This is a genomic window from Pseudoalteromonas sp. 2CM41L, from assembly GCF_023161905.1.
GTDB lineage: Bacteria > Pseudomonadota > Gammaproteobacteria > Enterobacterales > Alteromonadaceae > Pseudoalteromonas > Pseudoalteromonas atlantica.
In genome coordinates, this window is record NZ_JALNTN010000004.1 from 282,495 (window position 1) to 299,732 (window position 17,238).

Annotated in this window: 17 protein-coding genes; 10 read left to right on the plus strand and 7 right to left on the minus strand. The window is 41.0% G+C overall.

Annotated features, from left to right (window positions below):
* The 3 genes from MTF64_RS08105 (at position 1) to MTF64_RS08115 (ending at position 2,098) form a co-directional block, all read left to right on the plus strand.
* Entirely contained in the window at positions 1-315 is a 315-nt protein-coding gene (locus MTF64_RS08105; protein WP_248451077.1) for a YebG family protein, read from the plus strand.
* Between the two features lie 138 nt (positions 316-453).
* Positions 454-1,617, plus strand: a complete 1,164-nt coding sequence (locus MTF64_RS08110; protein WP_096739952.1) for a M23 family metallopeptidase — start codon at positions 454-456, stop codon at positions 1,615-1,617.
* Positions 1,607-2,098, plus strand: coding sequence for a polymer-forming cytoskeletal protein (locus tag MTF64_RS08115; RefSeq protein WP_248451078.1), 492 nt, complete (start codon positions 1,607-1,609; stop codon positions 2,096-2,098). The genes MTF64_RS08110 and MTF64_RS08115 overlap by 11 nt, the downstream gene beginning before the upstream one ends.
* 7 nt (positions 2,099-2,105) lie before the next feature.
* On the opposite strand, the gene MTF64_RS08120 is transcribed toward MTF64_RS08115, so the two are convergent.
* On the minus strand, positions 2,106-2,579 hold the full coding sequence (locus MTF64_RS08120; protein ID WP_029773430.1) for a hotdog fold domain-containing protein: 474 nt from the start codon (positions 2,577-2,579) through the stop codon (positions 2,106-2,108).
* A 183-nt stretch (positions 2,580-2,762) separates the two neighbouring features.
* On the opposite strand from MTF64_RS08120, the gene MTF64_RS08125 reads away from it, so the two are divergent.
* Genes MTF64_RS08125 through MTF64_RS08135 form a run of 3 tightly spaced genes read left to right on the plus strand, consistent with a single transcriptional unit; the run spans position 2,763 to position 5,118 of the window.
* Positions 2,763-3,956, plus strand: a complete 1,194-nt coding sequence (locus MTF64_RS08125) for a multidrug effflux MFS transporter (RefSeq protein ID WP_055252998.1) — start codon at positions 2,763-2,765, stop codon at positions 3,954-3,956.
* On the plus strand, positions 3,953-4,594 hold the full coding sequence (locus MTF64_RS08130) for a LysE family translocator (protein WP_024034231.1): 642 nt from the start codon (positions 3,953-3,955) through the stop codon (positions 4,592-4,594). Before MTF64_RS08125 ends, MTF64_RS08130 begins: the two co-directional genes overlap by 4 nt.
* A gap of 59 nt (positions 4,595-4,653) precedes the next feature.
* Entirely contained in the window at positions 4,654-5,118 is a 465-nt protein-coding gene (locus tag MTF64_RS08135) for a methylglyoxal synthase (RefSeq protein ID WP_004587385.1), read from the plus strand.
* 11 nt (positions 5,119-5,129) lie between these two features.
* Here the strand turns inward: MTF64_RS08135 and yegD are convergent, their stop codons facing one another.
* From yegD to MTF64_RS08165, 6 genes are all read right to left on the minus strand, one after another.
* A complete protein-coding gene (gene yegD, locus MTF64_RS08140; RefSeq protein ID WP_248451079.1) occupies positions 5,130-6,494 on the minus strand; it encodes a molecular chaperone in 1,365 nt (454 codons plus the stop codon).
* 61 nt (positions 6,495-6,555) lie between these two features.
* Entirely contained in the window at positions 6,556-7,398 is an 843-nt protein-coding gene (locus MTF64_RS08145) for a DNA ligase (RefSeq protein ID WP_248451080.1), read from the minus strand.
* A 33-nt stretch (positions 7,399-7,431) separates the two neighbouring features.
* A complete protein-coding gene (locus tag MTF64_RS08150; RefSeq protein ID WP_248451081.1) occupies positions 7,432-8,088 on the minus strand; it encodes an HAD family phosphatase in 657 nt (218 codons plus the stop codon).
* Positions 8,089-8,141: 53 nt separating this feature from the next.
* Complete coding sequence (locus tag MTF64_RS08155) at positions 8,142-8,441, minus strand: hypothetical protein (protein ID WP_004587389.1); 300 nt, start codon at positions 8,439-8,441, stop codon at positions 8,142-8,144.
* 106 nt (positions 8,442-8,547) lie between these two features.
* Positions 8,548-10,806, minus strand: coding sequence for a TonB-dependent receptor (locus MTF64_RS08160; RefSeq protein WP_248451082.1), 2,259 nt, complete (start codon positions 10,804-10,806; stop codon positions 8,548-8,550).
* 409 nt (positions 10,807-11,215) lie between these two features.
* Positions 11,216-12,079 carry a mechanosensitive ion channel domain-containing protein gene (locus MTF64_RS08165; RefSeq protein ID WP_154944788.1) on the minus strand — a complete coding sequence of 288 codons (864 nt, stop codon included), beginning with the start codon at positions 12,077-12,079 and terminating at the stop codon, positions 11,216-11,218.
* A gap of 204 nt (positions 12,080-12,283) precedes the next feature.
* On the opposite strand from MTF64_RS08165, the gene MTF64_RS08170 reads away from it, so the two are divergent.
* The 4 genes from MTF64_RS08170 (at position 12,284) to MTF64_RS08185 (ending at position 17,192) form a co-directional block, all read left to right on the plus strand.
* A complete protein-coding gene (locus MTF64_RS08170; protein WP_004587392.1) occupies positions 12,284-12,490 on the plus strand; it encodes a hypothetical protein in 207 nt (68 codons plus the stop codon).
* Between the two features lie 212 nt (positions 12,491-12,702).
* The gene (locus tag MTF64_RS08175; protein ID WP_096042068.1) at positions 12,703-14,838 is read left to right on the plus strand and encodes a M3 family metallopeptidase; all 2,136 of its coding nucleotides are present in this window, start codon (positions 12,703-12,705) and stop codon (positions 14,836-14,838) included.
* Positions 14,839-14,941: 103 nt separating this feature from the next.
* On the plus strand, positions 14,942-15,805 hold the full coding sequence (locus tag MTF64_RS08180; protein ID WP_248451083.1) for a carboxylate/amino acid/amine transporter: 864 nt from the start codon (positions 14,942-14,944) through the stop codon (positions 15,803-15,805).
* A 55-nt stretch (positions 15,806-15,860) separates the two neighbouring features.
* Positions 15,861-17,192 (plus strand): glycerophosphodiester phosphodiesterase family protein, encoded by a 1,332-nt coding sequence (locus MTF64_RS08185; RefSeq protein WP_248451084.1) that lies wholly within the window; start codon positions 15,861-15,863, stop codon positions 17,190-17,192.
* The last annotated feature ends 46 nt before the right edge of the window (positions 17,193-17,238 follow it).

Genomic DNA, 17,238 nt, shown 5'->3' on the forward strand with positions numbered 1-17,238 from the left:
ATGGCTGTTGTTGTTAAATATGTTGTAGAACGAAACGGAGTTGAGCGAATGACGTTTACTACTAAAAAAGAAGCGGATGCCTATGACAAAATGCTCGATATAGCAGAATCGCTTGAAGTAATGCTGGAAAAAGTAGATGTGCCACTGAGCGAGCAACAGGTTGAATCGCTTGCGCTTGAAATTGCAAAGAGTAAAGATGACTTTATGGCGGTGTTAAAAGGCGCAAAAGAGCCCACAACAAAAGGTACAGCTAAAGCTAAAAAAGCCGACAACGTAGCATTAATAAAAGATAACGATGAGCAACAAGCTAGCTAATTTGTGACTATTTTAAATAAAGGGCTGCTACTAAATAGCAGCCCTTTTTTATTAATTTTTGAACAGTTACAAATTTTTTCTGGCTTTTTAGACTGAAATTGATACATTAATCCGGTTAATAGCGAGTGTTTATGTGCCATGTCAGTATTTATTAAGTCTTTTTACCAAAAATTTTTCCCAGCCCGTCAGTTGCTTATTCGTCAAAATGGCGAAGTTAAGCATGTTGTTTTGGCGCCTTGGTTTCAGCTTTTTACAGTACTGCTTATTTTAGGCACTATTACTTGGGTCGGTATTTCTAGTTTTCGTGTTTATAGCCAAACAAATAAAATTACCGACATAGAACAAAGCCAAATTGATAAACAACAAGTGTGGCAAAAGCAGGTCCAAGAACAAAAAGCACTGCACGCTAAGCAATTAGAACAACTTGCTGTACTAGAGCAAAAGCAAGCACTTTTGCAAGGTATGATTGAATCCCTCCCCGCATCTATTAGTAAAGAGACAATAAAACTAGAAGAACAACTTGAGTCGCCTGTTAATCAAGACAAAGGCGAGTTTCATGAACCACTTGTAGATGAAGATCCGAAAAACAAACACGCCAGCCTTCTAACGCCAATCACTTTTGCCGCACGTTACGAGCGCTTAAATAAATACTACGAGCACAATTTTGCGCTTATTGATGCGCAAATTAATAAACGCCATGATGCAATTTTAGCGATGTTAAAAGGCGCAGGCTTAGAATCAGCCCTTGAACAACATTTAGCACTGGGCGCACAAACCAGTGCGCAAGGTGGCCCGTTAGATGTATTTGACGAAACTAAAATACCAGGGCAGTTTTTAGCCATTGTTGATAAGCTATTATTACTTAACAACCTTGAAAACTTTTTAACAGAGCTGCCTAACTCACTGCCCTTGCCTGCAGCTAAATACTATATTTCGAGCAACTTTGGGTTACGTAAAGATCCGATGAACAACCGCCGCGCTTTTCACAAAGGTGTTGATTTAGCCGGCTGGCATAAAACCGAAATTTTTGCCCCTGCTGATGCACGTGTTTTGCGCGCTGGTAAAAATGGCGGCTATGGTAACTTTATCGAGCTAGAGCACAAAAATGGCTTGGTCACCCGTTTTGGCCACTTAAATAAAATTAAAGTGAAAAAAGGCCAAACAATTGCTAAAAATGAGGTAATTGGATTAATGGGCAGTACTGGCAGAAGTACCAGCACCCACTTACACTATGAAGTGTTACTCGATGGCAAACATGTCAATCCTCTAAAAATAACAAAGGCGCTTTCTCGTGTTCGGTAAAAAAAAGCAACCAAGTAGTCAAACTAAGTTAAAAAGAGTAAATCATACCCCTTCTATTATTTCTGAAGATGTGCGCTTAACTGGCACACTTACAAGCCAGGGCGAAGTGCAGCTAGATGGCCGAATTGATGGCGATATAAAGGCAGAGCACTTGGTAATTGGCTCTACCGGCATTGTTGAAGGTGTGGTTGAAGCTAAAAGTGTCATTGTAAAAGGTAAAATTATTGGCTCACTAAACGCAAGTGAAGTGAATATTCAAAGCAGCGCTCACGTACATGGCGATGTTTTTCACGATACACTAAGTATTGATGCTGGAGCCATTATTGAAGGCAGCTTAAAACAGCGCTTTGAAAAAGAAGAACCGGAACTTATTAGCGAAGATTTAAAGCCGGCTAAAGAAGTAAAAACTTTGCTTGATGATGCTGATAGCGACTTGTCGTTTGTTAATAAGCAAGCCGCTGATAAAGCCAAATCTAATTAAGCGCTCATTACTTTTTCTCGGTTATGTACATCGTAATATCTGCAGTGAACACCAGTTCATTGCGGGTATTGTAAAGCTTAACTGGCACCACTAAATCTTCTTTATCTACCCATTGGCGAGGCAAGTCGATTTCTGCAATAGCAGTTACATCGGTATCAACCTTTGCTAAATAGTGTACCGTCATTCCTTTAGGGATCCAGCGATGCGTTTTATAAGGCACGGTGGCATCTACCATTACACCAGCACACAGCTCAGCTAAGTTACATTGTGCAATAGCATGAATAGTCCCAATATGGTTATGCACACTACGGCGGTTTTTTACGACAGCGCTACAGTGCCCTTCTCTTAAATCGAGTACGTAAGGTTTCATTGAGCCAAAATACGGGGCTTTTATGCATACCGCTTTGCTAAACAACCAATTGCCAAAAGGTAAGCGTTTAAATTTAAGCCAAGTTTTTAAAAGGGCTGATTTATTACTCATTGTTATTTCCCATTTTGTGTTTATAAATTCAAATTAACACATCAGACCAGTTAAAAAAAGCGTAATTCACCGCGCTGTTAATCCTAATGTCATGAAATATTTATCACAATAAAGCGTGGCTCACTCATAAGCCCTTTCTTTTTTATAAGCGGGCACCTAAAATAGCCAGCAAAAGGAGACCTAATGCAAACACAGCCCGCTAAACCTAACTTAATTTTATTACTCATCTTAGCGTTACTCGTAATATTTTGCCCTATGGCAATTGATATTTATCTTCCCGCTTTTCCAACTATTGCCACGCAATTTAACGTAACCGAACAACAGGTTCAGCAAACAGTGGCTATTTTTATGCTTACTGTGGGTTTAGGGCAATTAATTGCAGGGCCGCTTGCCGATAAGTTTGGCCGAAAGCCGGTAGCGGTTGTAGGTGTTAGCTTGTATGCAGGCTCTGCCTTACTTGCCTACATGGCACCCTCTTTTGCTGTATTAATGTTTGCACGCGCTCTGCAAGGGTTAGGTGCATGTGCTACGTTTGTGGTTGCTTTTGCTATTGTACGTGATAAATACGGCAGCGAACGCAGCGGGCAAATGATTACCTATTTAAATGGAATCGTGTGTTTTATTCCTGCGCTTGCGCCTATTTTAGGTGCTTGGCTTACCGTGCAATTTGGCTGGCGCATGAACTTTATGTTTTTAACCTTGTTTGCGTTAGCGGGCCTGGTCATTACGCTCACCTTATTTAGAGAAACCCGCCCTGCTGATAGTCACTACCAAGGGCATATATTGGACTTACGCCGGTTTGTGCCAATATTAAAAACACCGATATTTTTATTTAATAGCTTACTGTGTATGGTCGCCATGTCGGCAATTCTTGTGTATGTCACCTTGGCACCTGGGTGGATAATTACGCACTTAGGGGGCACCGTTGCCGACTTTACTTTTTGGTTTACGCTCAATGCCGTATTAAGTATTGTAGCCAGCTTTATTACGCCCATTTATATTAAACGTAATAGCCAAAAAGCCCTGCGCGTTGGAGTTACAGTATTGGTGGCCTCTGGCATATTAATGATTGCACTTAGCCATATAGAATCGGCCATTGCGCTTATGCTACCTATTTTAATTGCTGCACTTGGTTTTGCTCTAAGCTTAGGCTCTGCGGCTGGTATGGCGTTATCGCGCTTTCCTAAACAAGCCGGTACAGCCTCTGCCTTAATTGGTGCTATGCAAATGAGTGGCGCTAGTGTGCTTGTGTTTTTAACGCAATATTTAGGCCTTAGCACACCTTGGCTAATTGCTTTTCATTTATTGTTACTGGCGCCACTTTGGTTAATTTTAATGAGTAAAAAAGCCCATACATTGCACCCGGTTAATACATGATCAACCCTGATTTTTTAGCATCATTTTTACTAGCGAGCTTTTTAATGGCGGTGGCCCCTGGGCCATCAAACGCATTTTTAATGGCGCAAACATTTGCCAATGGCAGAGCGGCAGGTATGCAAAGCGCATTTGGCTTTGCTTTAGGTGGAGTAATACATACATTTTTTGCCGTTATTGGATTAAGCGCGGTATTAAAAGCCTCGCCCACCGCTTATAGTGCAGTACAGTACTTAGGCGCAGCTTATTTGTGCTATTTAGGGTTTGTGATGATTAAAAGCACTTTTTCGCAGCAAAATACCGTGGATTGCGCTAGTGATGATAAGCCTCATGTAAGCACCAGTAAAAAGCCAAATGTCATGTTTCAAGCCATGATGACCGAGGTATTAAACCCTAAAGTCGCGTTATTTTTTATTGCTTTTATCCCGCAGTTTGTAGACCCAAGCTTATCATCGGCAACGTTTCAATTAGCATTTTTTGGTCTGCTCTACCCTATTTTTGCTTTCCCAATTGACTGTACGTATATTTATTTTGGCGACAAAATAGCGCAATTTTTCAAAAAATACCCACATAGCCAACTTTGGATAGATCGAGTGACCGGCATGGTATTTATTGCACTGGCCATTAATTTATTATACTAATTACACTAAATTGTATTACTTAACCAAAGCCTTGGTTACTCAACAAAATAAGATGCAGCATGGAACAAAAAAAACAATCGCTACCCGCTAATAAAAATATTGCCTTAGTTGCGCATGATGGTAAAAAAGCCGCGCTGAAATTATGGTGCGAAAAACACAAAGAAGCCTTAAGCAGACACACCTTATACGGTACTGGCACCACAGGCCATTTAATCGAAAAAACCACCGGGCTAGAGGTTATTCAGCTATTAAGTGGTCCTATGGGGGGCGATCAACAGCTAGGAGCTAAAATTGCCGAGCACGAAATTCATGTATTGGTGTTTTTTTGGGATCCGTTGGCATCACAACCACACGACCCTGATGTTAAAGCATTACTGCGTTTAGCTGCTGTTTGGAATATTCCTGTGGCCTGTAATGAAGTCAGCGCCGACATGTTATTAAGCTCGCCCTTAATGGACACTGAGCTTGAACGTACTTTGCCAGATTACGAAAAATACCTCGCAACCCGACAAATTAGTCTTTAAAGCCTTTTAAGCTACTTATAAAGCATGCTGGCCCATTTTGTTAGGCCAGCCGTTACGCTACCAAAGTGATCGCCATTCAGCATTTTAGTATCACCTAAATGCTCACTTAACGCCGCTTTAATAAGTGGTGACTGTGCACTTCCCCCTGTTAAATAAATAACATCTGGAGTGGTTCCTGCATCGGTAATTGCTTGTTTTGCTAACGTTACTATTTGGCTAATACTACTTTCTACTGCAACCGCTAAATCGCTAACCGATAGGTTTTTACTAAGGTCATTATCTAAAAAGCGAAGATCGCAATCAAAAGCATCTGCCGATGAAAGCGCTATTTTAGCCGCCTCACCTTGCTGTACTAACTGATGGCCCTGTTTATTTTGCTGTAGATGAATTAAGCGTTTGAAAAGCGCAGGTGCACTGACATCGCGTAATTGGGCAGTGAGTTCTCGATAGTGGCTTTCACTATAAAACTGACTTTGTAAATTTACATCATTAATTTTACAGGCTTGCCAAAAAGGTTGGTTTGGTAAAGGTAGGCCGGATTTAAAGGTACTGCCTAAACCAAGCAATGGCATTAAACCATGAAAACTAAGCGCTATATCTAAGTCATTCCCGCCAACTCGCTTACCGCTGTGGGCTAAAAAGTCACTATCGCGCTCACTGTTACCTCTAAAGCTTGGCCCCATTTGTACAAACGAGCAATCGCTGGTACCACCGCCAATATCAATAACCAGCACTTTTTGGTCTTCCACTAAACTACTTTCGTAATCAATCCCTGCTGCAAGCGGTTCGTATAAAAACTCAACGTCTTTAAAGCCCGCACGCTTAGCTGCGCGCTCTAAAATACCTACAGCTTGCTGATTTGACTGCTCACCGCCAACAGCCTGAAAGTTAACTGGACGACCAATAACCGTTTGCGTCAATGGGGTTTTAAGTGAAAGCTCTGCGCGTTGCTTTATTTTTAAAATCATTGCCGTAGCAATATCTTCAAAAAAATTAATTTGCCCTTGCTTTAAGCCTGTGGCACCAAAAAACGATTTAGGAGATTTTACAAAGTAGCCTTCTTCAGGAAACTGCACATATTCACTAATGGCTTCACGGCCAATAAAAAGCGTTTCATCTGTAGGTTGTAAATCAAGATCTGACTTAATACGTGGGAGTGTATTTAATAAAGCTTGGCGCTGCGTTAAAAAGTCATGCTCGTGGGCAGTGCCTTTTACATGCTTTGCCACAAAGTCGACAACTAATGCGCTATGGTGCGTATAAAGAGTAGAAGGTAAATAATGTTTTCCTTGCTCAAGTGGCACTAACTGTACTTCCTCTTGCTCCATAACACCCATGGCACAATTAGAACTACCGTAATCAAAACCTACAAACATACTTCACCATACATTAGAAAAAGGCCGCGCAATTTAGCATACTTTGCCAATATTATAAACGCTAATGACCCTCCCTCACCCTTAAAAAGCTCGCAAATCGTGGTAAGCCATGCTTTGTTAACCCATGGTACCGATACGTTACCGTGCTACCTATAGCCGGAGGTGTTTGGCGCTGTTTGTTACTAAAGCCCGTGCCTATTTTAAATATTTTCCCATGAGGTGTTTTTACTTTTAATGCACCTAACATACCGGTGTATTTTCCTTTGCCCGGTAAATGTGCAATAACAACCGCTTCAGCATCAAGGTAGGGCTTTAACTTTAATAATGTATTACTGCGCCCGCTTTTATGTTTAGCATTGGCTAAATGCAGCATCACCCCTTCAGCCCCTTGCTTAGTTAAATCTTTAAAGTACGCTGTTAATTGGGCTGTGCTAGTAAAGCGGTGTTGCTTAACTGCAGTTATATGCTGCTTATTGATTTGTTTTACCAAGGCTTGGTAGTTTTTATAACGCGCACTAAAAGGAAGGGTTGAGTCTGGCATATCAAATATTTGATAGCGTATAGCGTGCCAATCTGAATTACTGGGGCGTTTAGTTCTTACAATCCCACTGACCAAAGAAAATTGAGTGCGCGCTATCCACAGCTCCCCATCTAACCAAACATTTGGTAATGGCGCCGTAAACCAATTCGGAGCGTTAATCGCATTTCCTTTACGGGTAATAAATTTATCGCCCGTCCATATTGCTCTTACACCATCAAATTTTTCACTGACGAGGTATTCACTAATATTGCCATGTTTAGATTCATCATATACTTTTGCCAATAACACCTGAGGCTGCGCCGCAAAAACGAGCGATGAGCCAATTAAGCTGACAATGAAAAGTAAGTACTTTAGCTGAGCCATTACTGCATCCCTGCAAATAAAATAAGGCTTTAACTATAGTTGAGATTCAACCCACTGCCAAAACTCACCTAGGTCAGCCATTTTGTACGTCGCCTTACTAAAGTCATGGTCAATTGTATGATGATTTGCAATCGCAACGACTCTAACCTGTGCATTAGTTGCAGCACAAACGCCCGTAAAGGTGTCTTCAACAGCAATTGCATGCTCTGGGGCTACATGTATGTGCTCAAGCGCTAAAAGATAAGGATCGCCTGCTGGCTTTGGATTTGTTACATCGTCTTTTGTCACTACAGTATCAAATAACTCATAAAAACCTAGCCCTTTTAAAATAGGCATAGCTTCGCTGCGAGCACTACCGGTAACTAACGCCATTTTTAGCCCACTGTTTTTAACAGCGTGTAAGGTTTGCTCAGTAAAAGGCATAACAGGCGGTAAATTAGTTTTTACGTATTCATCAAATAACCGATATTTTTCATCTGCTAAAAACTGTGCGCTGACGTCTAAATTATGCTCATTTTTAATATTAATTGCTGCTTCTAACGTTGGGCGCCCTGAAAAGCGCTGACAAAACTCCACTTCGTTATAACTTACATTGTAGGGTGCAAGCAGCTGGCTCCAACACTCAAAGTGCATGCTTTCAGAGTCAACTAGCGTGCCATCCATATCAAACAATACTGCGTTTAAGCTCATCCTCATTCCTTAAATTTTAACGTTAAAAAAGGCGCCTAGGCGCCTTTATAATATTATGCTGTTAAGCCAGCAGGTGGCTCAGCAAATGCTTCTTCACCGGTTTCAACATCAACCAGCTCGTAGCCTCGCGCTTTGCGCACAACCTTAAGTACTGGTTTTTCTAGCGCCGTTTTTAAACGATCGGCATCAGCGGCTAACTCATCTAGCGTTGTACCAAAAGGTGCTGCGCCTGTTTCTGACCAATTAGTTACTTTGCCATTTAAGTTATATTCTACTTCGTGTATTTGATATTGCGCTGCTTCATCTTTCGTTGCTTCACAAAAAATTACACGGTAGTTCCAAAATCCAGCCATTTTTCTATCTCATCAAAGTTAATTAACGCTACTTTACCAGCTTTATAAAAACATAAAAGCCTGCACTAGGCAGGCTTTTAAAAATTAATAAAATTTAAGGTTATCTTTAGAAGAAGTTAACTTTAAATTCAGCACCAATGTAGCGCTCTTCATTAACAATACCCGTATTGTTATTGAAGTCTACCGCACCAATTGCTTGTTGCTCATCAAATAAGTTACGAACAAATGCAGATACTTGGTACTCGTAGTCACCTTCAGCCCACTCGTAGCCTGCACGTAAACCTACTTCTGTTAATGCTTTACCTTCAAATTCTACTGAATCGTATAGGAACATGTTAATTTCGCTACGGTAAGAAATATCACCTAATGCGAAGAAGTTACCATCTTCAAGCTCTTTCGTATAACGAAGGGTAAAGTTAGAGATCCACTCTGGCGCATGCGGTAAGCTGTTGCCATCTAGTACAGCTAAACCAGAGTCATTAATTGGGTCAGTAACTGTACATTGAAAACAAGCAGCCACTGCTAAATCATTATCTTTAATTTCAGTTTTGTTGTAGCTTAAGTTAAATGTTGCATTAAACTCATCGCTTAATACCCACTCAGTATCTAGCTCAAACCCATAACCTGTAGTTTTATCAGCATTAACTAAGCGGTTAAAGTTAGCACCACCACCTACAGCTGTAAGCTGTTGGTCATCCATTGTGTAGTAAAATACCGTTGCATTTACACGGCCTTGGCCATCAAGAACGTCTGATTTAATACCGGTTTCGAATGAAGTAACGGTTTCTGAATCAGCAGTTGTTACGTCATCACCAAACAAAATACGACCCTGTAAGCTAGGCGCACGGAATGTGTTGGCAACACGGCTATACCAGTTTACATCGTCATTAACTTTGTAGTTTGCAGATAAGTCCCAGCTTACATGGCTGTCGCTAACACTGCGCTCTACGTATAAAGCTCCACCGCCAATTGGGCTAATTGTACGATCTGCTACAAAATCTTTTTCATCGTCAGAGTAACGAAGACCTGCCGTTACTTTTAATTTATCTGAGAAGATGTAATCTACTGAGCCAAAAATAGCCCATGCCGTTGTATCTTGCTGTTGTTGAACGTAACCATTTAAAGCACCGCTATCAGGAGTGCTATAACTAAAGTTTTCAATTGTTAGTTCTTCGTCAAAGTAAAAAAGGCCAACTTGGTAGTTAAAATCGCCACTAAAGTTACTAGCAAGGCGAAGCTCTTGCGTTAATTGATCTTGCTCAGGAATACCATCCGCACTTTCAGATTCAAATGGTACATCGCCTGGACCATTCTCTTGCAGGCAAAAACCACAACCCCAACCACCATCAATGTCGGCACGTGAGTATATTTCTGCACTTTCCCAACCTGAAATAGAGGTTAGCGTGTATTCATCGCTAATATCCCACTCAAGCTTCAAGCTTGCGCCTTCAGATTCAACTTGTTGTGTTGAACGTGAAGCAGCATCTTGATAAACAACATCGTGTTCGTAGTTGTCTACTAAATCGTTTGAGCCTGATTCAATAACGTTTGCACGAAACGCAATTGGTGAGCCGTCTAAGTCACGCGTGTGGTAGTTTAGAAGAGCAGTAAAGTCATCGCCTTCGTATAAAAACTGAATACGCGCTGCTTTTTCTGTGTAGCCGCCCTGCTCGTCTTTCGCTTCAAAGCCAGGCGCTTGGTTGTCGATGTAATCATCTTTATCTTGCCATAGCAAAGAAACACGTGCAGATAAACGGTCAGTTAATGCACCACCTACAGCGCCTTCTGTATCTACAGCGCCACGGCTACCGTAAGAAACAGCACCGTAACCTTCAAATTCTTGGCTTGGTTTAACAGTATCAAATTTAACTAGGCCAGCCGGCGTATTACGGCCAAACAAAGTACCTTGTGGACCACGTAGTACTTCTACACGCTCAACATCAAATACTGGAAAGCCTTTTAAAATGGCATTTTCTTGAACCACTTCATCAACAACTAATGAAACAGGTTGTGAAGCATTAAGATCGAAATCGGTATTACCCAAACCACGAACATAAAAACGAGGGAAAGAACGTCCAAACGATGATTCGATCGAAAGACTTGGGATTTTCGCACTCATAAAGCGAATATCCATACCAGCAGAACTATAAGCATCAAGGTTATCACCTTGTAATGCAGATACAGCAACAGGCACTTCTTGTGCATTTTCTACACGTTTACGAGCAGTAACTTGAATAACTTCTAATTGGTTATTTTTTTTTGCAGTTTCTTCTTCAGCAGCAAGAGTAGAAACAGAGGTACCAGCTGCAGATAATAAAGCAGCATTAATTATGGTCGCTATTGCAGTTTTTTTGATTGCTTTCATGTCGGGTATAAACCTTTTGTATGCACTCTTGTTCAACGGTTTTTTGTGTTGCGCAATGTATTCATTGCGGGCTCGTACAATTTTTCGCGTCTAGCTTTATGGCGCGCGGACCTCATCACCGAGAGTACAAAAACGGAGTAATGAGGCTGAACGAACGATGAAGATTATACCATCGTATTACAAATTTACTGCATAAATATGTACAAAAAAGTAAACTTTTTTGCAACATTTAACCTCATTTTATAGCTTTTTTACCCGCTTTTAGATGCAAAAGACTAATAATACGGACATATGTCCTTTCTTTCAAAAGTCACTTTAAAGTAGCAAACTGCGTATTTTTATAAATAAACCCAAACTAGAAACGCGCAGTTAAAACCCGTTAATGCTTGCTAAATTTTAAAGGCTAAATTCATTGAGTACGCTTTAACGCAATTTCTCCATCAATGTGAATATCGCGCTGTGGAAACGCAATCACCACATCGTGTTTTTCAAAAACAGCATAGATACTAAAACGGATATCACTACGTACTTTTCTGAGCATGGTTTCTGACTCTGCACAAACCCAAAAAATTGCATTAAACACCAGTGAGCTATCAGCAAAGTCGTCAAATAAAACAGAGGCTTTTGGATTTGTTAGTATCGCATCATGTTCATCAAGTACTTGTTGAATTAACGTTTTAACTAACAATACATCGCTGCCATAAGCAACACCTACGCTAACCGAGGAGCGGGCATTACCGTCTATTAAGGTCCAGTTAGTCACTGTGTTTTCTAATAGTTGCGAATTAGGGATTAACATATGCACACCATCGTTACGGCGAATGCGGGTAGAGCGCGTATTAATAGTTTCTACTACGCCCTTTGCATTACCTACTTCTAAAAAGTCCCCAATACGAATTGGCCGCTCCCACATTAAAATCCAGCCACTAATAAAGTTATTAATAATGTTTTGCGCACCAAATCCAACCCCAATGGCTATGGCCCCTGATACAAATGCAAAGGCCGTAAGCGGAATACTTAAAACCTCTAACGAGGTGAAAATTAATATTGCGATACTCAAAATAAAATAAATGCGCGTAAATAGATGAACCGCGTCTTGGCTGATTTTTTTTGCCAGCAGTGTTTTTTTAATAAGTTTGCCAATGCGCGTTACTACAAACCACATAGCAAATAAAATTAAAGGAACTTGTATAACCTTAGCCACAGTGATGTGTACGTCGTTATAGGTAAAAATAACCAAGCTGAGATAATGTTGAATGTGTTCGAGCGTCATGTATTTTCCAAAGTATTATTTGTTGTTTGTTATTTGTTATTTGTTCAGTAAAAATGAGTGTGGTTCAGTCTTCGCTAAGCTTAGCACGGCATAATAGTGTTAAAACGCTAAGTTAATAGGTTTAACGTTTTTGTTTAAACAATTTATTAACTCTTTATTGCACCGAGTGCTATATAAATAGTGTACAAGCACTGGAGATTACATATGTCACAACTTACTCTAAATCAAAGACTCGCTACTTTGCAGCCGCAGGTAGATTTAAATTTGTTTGAAAGCAGCCTAGATTACCGCAATAAAATTTTGTGCCTTCTTGCTGAGCAAGAACAAACACTTGCTACTATTAATAAAGAATTTGGCCAGCAATCTAATAGCTTTGGTTCTGAAAAACGCTTTGTTCTTGGCTATAACTAGCCTTTAAAAAACACACACAATACAATATTTAAGTAGCCTTACGTTTATTTTTAAGGCTACTTTTACCTCCAAATCGCATTTTTAGTAGCTAATTTGCGTTTAAATCCCGCTTAATACCGATAAACTTTATTGTATAAACGCCAAAATTTGATAAGTTAACTGGGTTTTCGACTCGAAAAGCCTATTTCGGCTCATCTTTTTATGGAGTTATTATGCGTAAAACACTGATCGCCACTACTATTGCTAGTGCCCTAATCCTATCTGCTTGTTCATCTAACGAAACTCAGAACACAGCTAAAGAGAGCGCAGCACAAGTGCAAGATATGAACGCAAACAATGTATTATTCAAACCAAGCCCATTACAATACATGGCACCAGAGTTTGATAAGTTTGGTACAAAAGACTACGAAGCAGGCTTTGATGCAGGTATTGCTCAGCACACTGCGCAAGTTCAAGCAATTGCAAACAACCCAGAACCAGCAACATTTGAAAACACACTTGTTGAGATGGAAAAATCTGGTGAGTTGTTAAACCGCGTATCTGCTGCTTTTTACAACCTATCGGGTTTAATTTCAGATGACGAATACCAACGTATAAGCAAAAAAATGGCGCCGGTATTATCTGCTCACTCTGATGACATTTACCTAAATGGTGCGTTATTTAAGCGTGTACAAACTATTTACGACAATAAAGATGCGCTTAACGCTGAAGATCAACGCTTAGTTGATTTCTACTACAAGCAATTTGTAAAAGCCGGTGCTAAGTTAAGCGATGCTGAAAAAGCAAAAATGCGTGAAATAAACGCTCAGCTTGCAGAGCTATCTACTGCGTTCTCTCAAAACATTTTAAAATCGTTTAAAGAAGACGTTATTGTTGTTACAGACAAATCTAAACTTGCTGGCCTATCTGAAGGTGAAATTGCAGGCCTTGCAGCCGCAGCTAAAAAAGCAGGCAAAGACGGCTACATGATCACCTTGGTTAATACCACTCAGCAGCCTATCTTATCAAGCCTTGAAAACCGTGAGCTACGCGAGCAAATTTTTAAAGCCTCTACAAACCGTGCTGCTAAAACTAACGGCCCTATCATTATTGAAGAAACTAACCTGCGTGCACAAAAAGCAGAGCTGTTAGGCTTTAAAGATTGGGCATCGTATGTAATGACTTCGCGTATGGCACAAACAACCGACAATGTGTACGGTATTTTAGATGACCTTGCACCAAAAGCTGTTGAAAAAGCCAAAGCAGAAGCGGCCGCTATCCAAAAAGTAATTAACGATTCTGGCGAAAGCTTTGAGCTTAAGCCATGGGATTGGGCGTTTTACGCAGAAAAAGTACGTGCTGAAAAGTACGACCTAGATCCTGCGCTAGTTAAGCCTTACTTTGAAATGAACTCTGTGATCCATGATGGTTTATTCTTCGCAATGAACAAGCTTTACGGTATCACCTTTAAAGAGCGTAAAGACTTGCCTGTTTACCACGAAGATGTAACAGCGTACGAAGTATTTAACGCAGATGGTAGCGCTATTGGTTTATTTTACATGGACCCATACGCACGTGAAGGTAAGCGTGGCGGTGCATGGATGAGTGCATATGTAAGCCAAAGCGGCTTAAAAGGCACTAAACCGGTTATTTACAACGCACAAAACATTCCAAAACCAGCTGAAGGTGAGCCTACGCTAATGACCTTCGACGAAGTATCGACTATGTTCCATGAATTTGGTCATGCTGCGCACGGTTTATTCTCAAATGTTAAATACCCAAGCCTAGCGGGTACTGCTACAGCACGTGACTTTGTTGAATTTCCTTCACAGGCACACGAAGACTGGATGATTGAACCTACCGTACTTGCTAACTACGCTAAGCATTACAAAACGGGTGAGCCAATTCCACAAGCATTACTTGATAAAGTACTAGCATCGCAAAAATTCAACCAAGGCTTTGGTACTACTGAATACTTAGCAGCTGCTTTACTTGATATGGAATGGCACTCATTTGGTTCTGATAAAAAAATCAGTGATGTTCAAAAGTTTGAAAGCGATGCGCTAAAAGCACACGGTATTGATTACTACCCAGTGCCACCGCGTTATAAATCAAACTACTTTAGCCATACTTTTGCCGGTGGTTACTCAGCAGGTTACTACGCCTACCTATGGACTGAAGTATTTGCAGCCGATGCGTTTGCCCATATGGAAAATAACGGTGGCCTAACCCGTGAAAACGGTGACAAGTTCCGTGAAGAAATCCTATCAAAAGGTAACAGCCGCGATTTAATGCAAAGCTACATTGAGTTTAGAGGCCAAAAACCAACGACAGACGCACTTCTTAAGCGCCGTGGTTTAGTTGATTAATAACCTCGTTTATTAATTTTAACCTTATAAAAGCCCGCTTGCGGGCTTTTATTGTTTATAACAGATAAACTAGCCACACTATAAATTATAAAAAACGACAATTATGGGCTATTTATTTGCAGTTACCCTACTTTGGGCTTTTTCATTTAGTTTAATTGGTGTGTACCTAGCAGGCCAAGTTGATGCGTGGTTTAGCGTATTAATACGAGTTGCATTAGCCACATTGGTTTTTTTACCCTTTTTAAAACCTAAACTTACCTCAAAACCACTCGCACTTAAGCTGATGCTGATAGGCGCTGTGCAACTAGGTGTTATGTACAGCTTTTACTATCACTCCTTTTTATTTTTAAGCGTACCCGAAGTGTTGCTCTTTACCGTTATGACGCCGCTTTATATAACGCTTTTAAACGATGCATTTAATAAGCATTTTAACCCTCGCTTTTTTGCGGTTGCGCTTATTGCCGTACTGGGCGCGGTAGCTATTCGCTGGGAAGGCCTCAATAGTCATTTCATCATCGGTTTATTACTGGTTCAGGGTGCCAATATTAGTTTTGCCACCGGACAAGTAACATATAAACGTTTAATGGCCACTAATCAGTTGGATGACAAAACCGTATTTGGTTGGTTTTTTATTGGCGCCTTAGTGGTGGCGAGTGCTTGCTACGCTTTATTTGGCAATACAAGCAAATTACCGAGTACACCTACCCAGTGGGGTATTTTAATATATTTAGGTATTGTAGCCTCAGGCCTTGGTTACTTTTTATGGAACAAAGGGGCAACAAAAGTAAATGTGGGAGCATTAGCCGTTATGAACAACGTGCTTATTCCTGCCGGTATTATTGTTAACGTGCTTATATGGAATAAAAATGCCGACATTATGCGCTTAAGTATGGGGGGTGCAATTATGTTAGCAGCACTGGTAATTAATCAAATAGGGACAAATAAACAGAACGTCACATCCTTGTAGCTAATTTGTCATTGAATGCGATTAGGGTTGAATAAAATAACGTTAAGGAACAAACATGAAACATCTCACCCTAATAACAAGCTCAGTAATACTTGCACTACTGAGCGGCTGCGACGACGATGTCGAAGTTGTAGAAAAAGACGTAGTCGTTACAAATACCACCGTTGAGGTTGTTGAAGTACCGACGCCTGTAATTGTTGAAGTTGCAAAAGGCGAGGCGCCTGATATTCAATTAGGTACTCGTGCCGACTACCTTATTAACGATATGGCACAGAGCGATTTAAAAACAAAATTAGAATCGTGTACAGATGGGCCATTTTACCGTACAGATTTTTCTATTGGGCATCGTGGTGCGCCAATGCAATACCCTGAGCATACCAAGGAGTCTTATATAGCTGCGGCGCGTATGGGTGCAGGTATTGTCGAGTGCGATGTAACCTTTACCAGCGACAAAGAGCTCGTGTGTCGCCACTCTCAGTGCGATTTGCACACCACCACCAATATATTAGCCATTGATGAACTTGCTGCTAAATGCAGTGTGCCTTTTACTCCAGCTAACGCAGCAAGTGGCACGCCTGCCACCGCTAAATGCTGCACAAGCGATATCAGCCTGAGCGAATTTTTAACGCTTGAAGGTAAAATGGATGGCGCCAACACCCAAGCCACTACTGTTGGTGAATATATGCAGGGCACGCCCAGCTGGCGCACCGATTTATACGCCACAGGTGGAACATTAGTAACTCATAAACAAAGTATTGAGTTATTTAAAAGTTTGGGTGTAAAAATGACCCCAGAGCTAAAATCGCCGCAAGTGAGCATGCCTTTTGAGGGAATGACACAACAGCAATACGCACAAAAAATGCTTGATGAGTACACGCAATTGGACGTACCAAGCAGTGATGTATACCCGCAATCGTTTAATCTCGATGATGTGAAATATTGGATAAATAACAACCCCGACTTTGCAAATCAAAGCGTATATTTAGATGGCCGTGACAGCGAAGCGGGCTTTGATCCAAGTAACCCTGAAACGTGGCAACCAAGTATGGAAGAGCTAGTAGCCGATGGCGTTAAAATATTAGCGCCCCCTATTTGGATGATGCTCACCATAGACAACGAAAGTAATATTGTCCCCTCACAATACGCCATTGACGCAAAAGCTGCAGGGCTTGAACTGATAGCATGGAGCCTTGAGCGCTCGGGGCCTCTTAACGAGGGCGGTGGCTACTACTATCAATCAATCGCCGATGTTATCGATAACGATGGCGACATGATGACGGTGGTTGATGTACTCGCGCAGGATGTCGGGGTTATGGGTATATTTTCGGATTGGCCTGCGACCGTAAGCTACTACGCAAGTTGCAATAAAATGCCTGCAAGCATTTAAAAAACCAGTATCAGTGGTCGTTTATTTTTTTGCGCTCAGTTACCAT

Bases quoted from the DNA above. Each gene is read 5' to 3' on its own strand.
- MTF64_RS08105 (WP_248451077.1), top strand. From the start codon at position 1: ATGGCTGTTGTTGTTAAATATGTTGTAGAACGAAACGGAGTTGAGCGA.
- MTF64_RS08110 (WP_096739952.1), top strand. From the start codon at position 454: ATGTCAGTATTTATTAAGTCTTTTTACCAAAAATTTTTCCCAGCCCGT.
- MTF64_RS08120 (WP_029773430.1), bottom strand. From the start codon at position 2,579: ATGAGTAATAAATCAGCCCTTTTAAAAACTTGGCTTAAATTTAAACGC.
- MTF64_RS08125 (WP_055252998.1), top strand. From the start codon at position 2,763: ATGCAAACACAGCCCGCTAAACCTAACTTAATTTTATTACTCATCTTA.
- MTF64_RS08130 (WP_024034231.1), top strand. From the start codon at position 3,953: ATGATCAACCCTGATTTTTTAGCATCATTTTTACTAGCGAGCTTTTTA.
- MTF64_RS08135 (WP_004587385.1), top strand. From the start codon at position 4,654: ATGGAACAAAAAAAACAATCGCTACCCGCTAATAAAAATATTGCCTTA.
- yegD (WP_248451079.1), bottom strand. From the start codon at position 6,494: ATGTTTGTAGGTTTTGATTACGGTAGTTCTAATTGTGCCATGGGTGTT.
- MTF64_RS08145 (WP_248451080.1), bottom strand. From the start codon at position 7,398: ATGGCTCAGCTAAAGTACTTACTTTTCATTGTCAGCTTAATTGGCTCA.
- MTF64_RS08150 (WP_248451081.1), bottom strand. From the start codon at position 8,088: ATGAGCTTAAACGCAGTATTGTTTGATATGGATGGCACGCTAGTTGAC.
- MTF64_RS08155 (WP_004587389.1), bottom strand. From the start codon at position 8,441: ATGGCTGGATTTTGGAACTACCGTGTAATTTTTTGTGAAGCAACGAAA.
- MTF64_RS08160 (WP_248451082.1), bottom strand. From the start codon at position 10,806: ATGAAAGCAATCAAAAAAACTGCAATAGCGACCATAATTAATGCTGCT.
- MTF64_RS08165 (WP_154944788.1), bottom strand. From the start codon at position 12,079: ATGACGCTCGAACACATTCAACATTATCTCAGCTTGGTTATTTTTACC.
- MTF64_RS08170 (WP_004587392.1), top strand. From the start codon at position 12,284: ATGTCACAACTTACTCTAAATCAAAGACTCGCTACTTTGCAGCCGCAG.
- MTF64_RS08175 (WP_096042068.1), top strand. From the start codon at position 12,703: ATGCGTAAAACACTGATCGCCACTACTATTGCTAGTGCCCTAATCCTA.
- MTF64_RS08180 (WP_248451083.1), top strand. From the start codon at position 14,942: ATGGGCTATTTATTTGCAGTTACCCTACTTTGGGCTTTTTCATTTAGT.
- MTF64_RS08185 (WP_248451084.1), top strand. From the start codon at position 15,861: ATGAAACATCTCACCCTAATAACAAGCTCAGTAATACTTGCACTACTG.